We start from the raw sequence: 6,038 nt of genomic DNA, 5'->3' as shown, positions 1-6,038 counted from the left end.
GTTCTGGTTCCACTTCGACTGGCGTCTGCCGTCCGCCGGGCCCCTGCGTCCTGCTGTGGCTAGAGCGCGCTGAAGCCGACCTTGCGCACGGTCGGCTCGCCGAGCTCGACGTACGCCAGGCGGTCCGTCGGGACCAGGACCTTGCGGCCGCGCTCGTCCTCCAGGGACAGCACCTGCGACTTGCCCGACAGCGCGTCGGCGACGAGGCGTTCGACCTCTTCGGCGTTCAGACCGCTCTCCAGAACGATCTCGCGAGGCGCGTGCTGCACGCCGATCTTGACCTCCACGGCTATGTCCCTCCGACGGTCAGTGAAGTGCGCGACCTTACGCGCCGTACGCTGCACACATTAGCCCGGTGAGGGGACGTACACGTTCCTGGCGTGCACGCCAGGAGCGAACAGCGAACGGGAATGCGGCGTGCGCGGCCTCCCGCGCCCGCCGGTCCTGCCCTGTCCTGTCAGTGGTGGGAATCGATGCCGTGCAGCGGGAAGCCGGCGATGCCCCGCCAGGCCAGCGAGGCCAGCAGCTGTACCGCCTGGTCGCGCGGGACGCTGCGGTCGCTGTGCAGCCAGGAGCGGGCCACCACCTGGGCGAGACCGCCGAGGCCGGAGGCCAGCAGCATCGACTCCGCGCGCGAGAGGCCGGTGTCCTCGGCGATGACGTCGCAGATCGCCTCGGCGCACTCGGTCGTCACCTTGTCGACGCGCTCGCGTACCGCGGGCTCGTTCGTCAGGTCGGACTCGAAGACCAGCCGGAAGGCGCCGCCGTCGTCCTCGACGTACGCGAAATAGGCGTCCATGGTCGCGCGGACGCGCTGCTTGTTGTCGGTCGTCGATGCGAGCGCGCCGCGTACCGCCTGGATCAGGGCGTCGCAGTGCTGGTCCAGCAGCGCCAGGTACAGGTCGAGCTTGCCCGGGAAGTGCTGGTAGAGAACCGGCTTGCTGACACCGGCGCGTTCGGCGATGTCGTCCATCGCGGCCGCGTGGTACCCCTGTGCGACGAAAACCTCCTGGGCGGCGCCCAGGAGCTGGTTCCGTCGGGCACGGCGCGGCAGGCGAGTGCCCCGCGGGCGTGCCGCCTCTGTCTGCTCGATGGCTGTCACGCCGCCTCCCAAAATCGTCCACATGCGGATCGCGCCGCCCGGCCATCGTACTTTTCGGTAACCGTGATGTGCGCGGTGCGAGCGCAGAATTTCACGTACCGGACGGCGGCGAAAGCCGCACCGGGAAATGCACCGGGAAATACGGACGGAGCAGGTGGGCCCTCCGGAGACCGGTTACGTCAGCGGTAGTCGTCCTCGTCGTGGGAGACCACGCGTGCCTGCTCGACCAGATCGGCCTCGTTCGCGCGGTCCGGGTCCACTTCGGTGAGCGGATCGTCGTGGGACGGTGCGAGGTCCGTGTGCTGCTCGGCCGCGTCGCCCTCCGGTGCCTCGACGTCGATCTCGGGGGCGTTCTCCGCCTCCAGATCGTCGAGCGCGTCCGGGTCGATCGGGTCATAGGCCATGGTGGGGCTCCCTTCCTTCGAACGTCCCTGGCTCAGCAGGGGGCCACAAACGGGTGCCCTGTTTACGAGCGTAGGAGACAGCGGATGCGGACGCTATGTCACCCGGACCGTTCGCCGTGCGTGATCAGTGCCGCTCACCCGGGCCGTCGCCCAGGCACGCCCGTCGGCTCTGTGACGGCGAACACACGAATCACTGTGTGATCGTCTCGTAACATTGGCGCATGTCGTCGACCGAGCTGCCGTCCGTGCCGCCCACCAGCGTGCTCCCGAAGGCAAAAGCCGTCAGAGTCGCCGAGGGCGAGCGGCTGCGGTCGGTGGGTCTGCCCGGCGTCACCCTCTCGATCCGTTCCCGGCCACCCGCGCGCGAAGGCCTGCCGCCCGCGCTGTACGTCCACGGACTCGGCGGTTCCTCGCAGAACTGGTCGGAGCTGATGGAGCGGCTCGAAGGCGTCGTGGACGGCGAGGCGGTCGACCTGCCGGGCTTCGGCAACTCGCCGCCGCCGGACGACGGCGACTACTCCGTCACCGGGCACGCGCGCGCGGTCATCCGTTATCTCGACGCGGCCGGCCGCGGCCCGGTCCACCTCTTCGGCAACTCGCTCGGCGGCGCGGTCTCCACCCGTGTCGCCGCCGTACGCCCCGACCTCGTCCGCACGCTCACCCTGGTCTCGCCGGCGCTGCCCGAACTGCGGGTGCAGCGCACCGCCGTGCCGACGATCCTGATCGGCCTGCCCGGTGTCGCCGGGCTCCTCACCCGTACGACCGGCAGGTGGACCGCCGAACAGCGGGTACGGGGCGTCCTGTCGCTCTGTTACGGCGACCCGGGCCGGGTGACGCCCGAGGCGTTCGAGTACGCGGTGGAGGAGCTGGAGCGGCGGCTGCGGCTGCCGTACTTCTGGGACGCGATGGCGCGGTCCGCGCGCGGGATCGTCAACGCGTACACCCTGGGCGGCCAGCACGGGCTGTGGCGGCAGGCCGAGCGCGTCCTCGCCCCGACGCTGCTGATCTACGGCGCCCGCGACCAGCTCGTCGGCTACCGCATGGCCCAGCGGGCCGTGCGCAGCTTCCGCAACTCCCGCCTGCTGTCCATGCCGGACGCCGGGCACGTGGCGATGATGGAGTACCCGGGGGCGGTGGCCGGGGCGTTCCGCGAACTCCTGGCGGATGCCGAGAGGCCTGGCGGCGGCACCGCCGCTTCGGGACAGAGGGGCTGAGGGACGGGTGGGACGCCACAGCCGCCACGGCCCGGCACCCAAGGACGACGCCGCGGGCACAGCCGGCGTGGGCGCGGGGCGTCTTCCCGACGGCGCACCGGCTGACGGCACACCGGCAGACGGTGTGCCCCTGGTCAGTGGCGGGCACCCACGGCAGCGGGAGGCGGGGGCCGGCCGTCCGGGCGGGGTGTCGATACCGCGGCAGCGGCGGGGGTCCCCCGGCGGGCCCCGGCAGGACTACGTCGACGCCTTCGACGAGGACGCCGACGTCTTCACGCCCCGCCCCGGCATCGCGCCCCGGCGTGCGGAAACGTATTTGCCGGTCCCCGGCCCGAGAACGTCCCCGCGTACCTCCCCGCTCGCCGCCGAGCCGTACGGCGACGAGGACCATGCGCCGCCCACCGGGGAACCCGCGCAGCCCAAGGGCGGCAAGGGCCGGGCCTTCACCGGCATCGCGGCCGCCGCCGTCACCACCGTGCTCGCGGTGATCGTCGCCGGACAGGTCGCCGACGGCCGTGACGGCGGCGTACGGGCCGGGTCGGGCGCCGACGCGCGGGCCACCGACGGAGCCGCCTCGCGCGGCGACGGCAGGATCACCCCGTCCGCCTCGGCCTCGCCGAGCCTCGCCACCCTGTCGTACGCGCAGGCGATGGACACCAAGTACCCGCTCAGCGCCGAGCTGGCCGGCTCCGGGAAGTTCACCACGGTGCCCGGCAGCGCGAAGGCGCCCGGCAAGGGCCGGAAGTACACCTACCGCGTCGACGTGGAGCAGGGGCTGGGCCTGGACGGGGAACTGTTCGCCGACGCCGTGCAGAAGACGCTCAACGACGACCGCAGCTGGGCCCACGACAGTGCCCGTACCTTCGAGCGCGTCTCCTCCGGCAGGCCCGATTTCGTGATCACGCTGGCCAGCCCCGGCACCACCGCCAAGTGGTGTGCCAAGTCGGGCCTCGACACGACCGAGGACAACGTGTCCTGCGACTCGGCGTCCACCCAACGCGTGATGATCAACGCGTACAGGTGGGCACAGGGCAGCAGGACGTACGGCGACAAGATCCACGCCTACCGGCAGATGCTGATCAACCACGAGGTCGGCCACCGGCTCGGCTACGGCCACGTGACGTGCGACAAGGACGGCGAGCCGGCACCGGTCATGCAGCAGCAGACCAAGTTCCTCGACCACGGCGGAATCCACTGTCTCCCCAACCCCTGGCCCTATCCCAGGAGTTGACAGGTGGCGCATACATCACATTGACATGCGCAGAAAGTTCATTCATATTTTTGGGCATGTCGTCCCCCCACGCCTCTTCGCGCGCCGCCATCGAGCTGGCGCTCATCGGCGTGACCGCGCTCTGCGTGGCCGACATCCACTGTCGCTGACCCTCGCCCTCCGGCGTTCGTGTCGCGATTCTCCTGTGCCGCCGTGACCTCGGTCACGGCTCTTTCGGCGACCTGACGCCCGGGCAGACGTCTGTTCACTTTCGTCTCACTCCTCGTCAATCTGTCTCATCTATCGAGACATGCCTTCCGAGAGGTCGTCATTCCGATGCGTCAACCGTCCGTCAGAGCGCGCCGTGTGGCCGTGGCAACCGTCAGCCTGGTCGTGGCAGCGGGTGCCGCCGCCTGCGGGCCGAAGGACAACGATGCCAAGGGCTCCGGTGGCGACTCCACGCCGCACAAGGGCGGCACGCTGACCGTGCTGAACTCCGACCCCCAGTCGGACTTCGACCCGGCCCGCCTGTACACCTCCGGCGGCGGCAACGTGCCCTCCCTGGTGTTCCGCACGCTCACCACCCGCAACCGCGCGAACGGCGCCGCCGGCACCAAGGTCGTCCCGGACCTGGCCACCGACACCGGCCGTCCCAGCAAGAACGCGACCGTGTGGACGTACACCCTGAAGGCGGGCCTCAAGTACGAGGACGGCACGGCGATCACGTCCGCCGACATCAAGTACGGCATCGAGCGCTCCTTCGCCCCCGAGCTCTCCGGCGGCGCGCCCTATCTGCGGGACTGGCTGGTCGGCGCGGCCGACTACCAGGGGCCGTACAAGGACAGGAAGGGGCTGTCGGCGATCGAGACGCCGGACAGCCGCACGATCGTCTTCCACCTGGACAAGCCCGAGGGCGAGTTCCCCTACCTGGCCACGCAGACGCAGTTCGCGCCTGTCCCGAAGGCCAAGGACACCGGCACGAAGTACGAGGAGCACCCGGTCTCCTCAGGGCCGTACAAGGTCGTCGAGAACGACAACGACGGCGAGCACCTGGTGCTGGAGCGGAACACCTACTGGTCGGCGTCCGCCGACGACCAGCGCAAGGCCTACCCGGACAGGATCGACGTCCGCTCCGGGCTCGACTCCTCCGTGATCAACCAGCGGCTGTCGGCGTCCCAGGGCGCGGACGCGGCGGCCGTCACCACGGACACCAACCTCGGCCCGGCCGAACTCGCCAAGGTGACCGGCGACAAGGAACTGGCCGCGCGGGTCGGCACCGGCCACTTCGGCTACACGAACTACATCGCGTTCAACCCGACGGTCAAGCCGTTCGACAACGTCAAGGTGCGACAGGCGATCTCCTACGCCGTCGACCGGTCCTCCGTGGTCAACGCCGCGGGCGGCAGCGCGCTCGCCGAACCCGCGACCACCTTCCTGCCGAACCAGAAGTCCTTCGGCTACACGCCGTACGACCTCTTCCCGGCCGGTGCCACCGGCAACGCGGCCAAGGCCAAGGAGCTGCTGAAGGAGGCGGGCTACCCGAACGGGCTCACGGTCACGCTGACCCACGACAACGCCCAGAACTTCAAGACCAGCCCCGAGATCGCGACCGCCGTCCAGGACGCCCTCAAGAAGGCAGGCATCACCGTCAAGCTCCAGGGCCTGGAGGACAACAACTACTCGGACACCGTCCACAGCGTGAAGACCGAGCCGGGCTTCTTCCTCTCCGCGTGGGGTGCCGACTGGCCCTCCGGCGGTCCCTTCCTCGCCCCGATCTTCGACGGCCGGCAGATCGTCAAGGACGGCGCGAACTTCAACTCCGGTCTGCTCAACGACGCATCGGTCAATGCCGAGATCGACGCGATCAACAAGTTGACCGATCTTGACGCCGCCGCCGAGCGGTGGGGCGCGCTGGACAAGAAGATCGGCGCACAGGCACTGACCGTCCCGCTGTTCCACCCCGTCTACAAGCGGCTGGTCGGCAAGGACATCAGGAACGTCGTGATCAGCGACTGGACCGGTGTCCTGGACATCTCCCAGGTCGCGGTGAAGTAGCGACGTGAGCGAGGCACTTGTCGCCCCCCAGGCCCCCGAGGCTCGATGCCGAT

At 70.0% G+C, this 6,038-nt stretch carries 7 protein-coding genes; 4 read left to right on the top strand and 3 right to left on the bottom strand.

Going from position 1 to position 6,038, the window contains the following annotated elements; all coding sequences use genetic code 11:
- Positions 1-59 precede the first annotated feature (59 nt).
- The 3 genes from ABZ646_RS38030 to ABZ646_RS38020 all read right to left on the bottom strand — a co-directional run bounded on the left by ABZ646_RS38030 (position 60) and on the right by ABZ646_RS38020 (position 1,506).
- Positions 60-287: a DUF3107 domain-containing protein gene (locus ABZ646_RS38030; protein ID WP_207921709.1), complete on the bottom strand. Its 228-nt coding sequence runs from the start codon at positions 285-287 to the stop codon at positions 60-62.
- A 170-nt stretch (positions 288-457) separates the two neighbouring features.
- Positions 458-1,102, bottom strand: a complete 645-nt coding sequence (locus ABZ646_RS38025) for a TetR/AcrR family transcriptional regulator (protein ID WP_358984265.1) — start codon at positions 1,100-1,102, stop codon at positions 458-460.
- A 179-nt stretch (positions 1,103-1,281) separates the two neighbouring features.
- On the bottom strand, positions 1,282-1,506 hold the full coding sequence (locus tag ABZ646_RS38020) for a hypothetical protein (RefSeq protein ID WP_360529700.1): 225 nt from the start codon (positions 1,504-1,506) through the stop codon (positions 1,282-1,284).
- A 221-nt stretch (positions 1,507-1,727) separates the two neighbouring features.
- Here ABZ646_RS38020 and ABZ646_RS38015 point away from each other — a divergent pair, with 221 nt between their 5' ends.
- The 4 genes from ABZ646_RS38015 (at position 1,728) to ABZ646_RS38000 (ending at position 5,985) form a co-directional block, all read left to right on the top strand.
- Entirely contained in the window at positions 1,728-2,720 is a 993-nt protein-coding gene (locus ABZ646_RS38015) for an alpha/beta hydrolase (protein ID WP_360529697.1), read from the top strand.
- A gap of 67 nt (positions 2,721-2,787) precedes the next feature.
- On the top strand, positions 2,788-3,951 hold the full coding sequence (locus ABZ646_RS38010; protein ID WP_360529703.1) for a DUF3152 domain-containing protein: 1,164 nt from the start codon (positions 2,788-2,790) through the stop codon (positions 3,949-3,951).
- A gap of 56 nt (positions 3,952-4,007) precedes the next feature.
- A complete protein-coding gene (locus ABZ646_RS38005) occupies positions 4,008-4,100 on the top strand; it encodes an Ms4533A family Cys-rich leader peptide (protein WP_338059060.1) in 93 nt (30 codons plus the stop codon).
- A gap of 166 nt (positions 4,101-4,266) precedes the next feature.
- Positions 4,267-5,985, top strand: a complete 1,719-nt coding sequence (locus ABZ646_RS38000) for an ABC transporter substrate-binding protein (protein WP_360529694.1) — start codon at positions 4,267-4,269, stop codon at positions 5,983-5,985.
- The last annotated feature ends 53 nt before the right edge of the window (positions 5,986-6,038 follow it).

Source organism: Streptomyces sp. NPDC007162 (assembly GCF_040634175.1).
Lineage (GTDB): Bacteria > Actinomycetota > Actinomycetes > Streptomycetales > Streptomycetaceae > Streptomyces.
The sequence above is the reverse complement of the archived record's forward strand: the minus strand, read 5'-3'. Positions and strand labels throughout refer to the sequence as shown.

Bases quoted from the DNA above. Each gene is read 5' to 3' on its own strand.
- ABZ646_RS38020 (WP_360529700.1), bottom strand. From the start codon at position 1,506: ATGGCCTATGACCCGATCGACCCGGACGCGCTCGACGATCTGGAGGCG.
- ABZ646_RS38015 (WP_360529697.1), top strand. From the start codon at position 1,728: ATGTCGTCGACCGAGCTGCCGTCCGTGCCGCCCACCAGCGTGCTCCCG.
- ABZ646_RS38005 (WP_338059060.1), top strand. From the start codon at position 4,008: ATGTCGTCCCCCCACGCCTCTTCGCGCGCCGCCATCGAGCTGGCGCTC.
- ABZ646_RS38000 (WP_360529694.1), top strand. From the start codon at position 4,267: ATGCGTCAACCGTCCGTCAGAGCGCGCCGTGTGGCCGTGGCAACCGTC.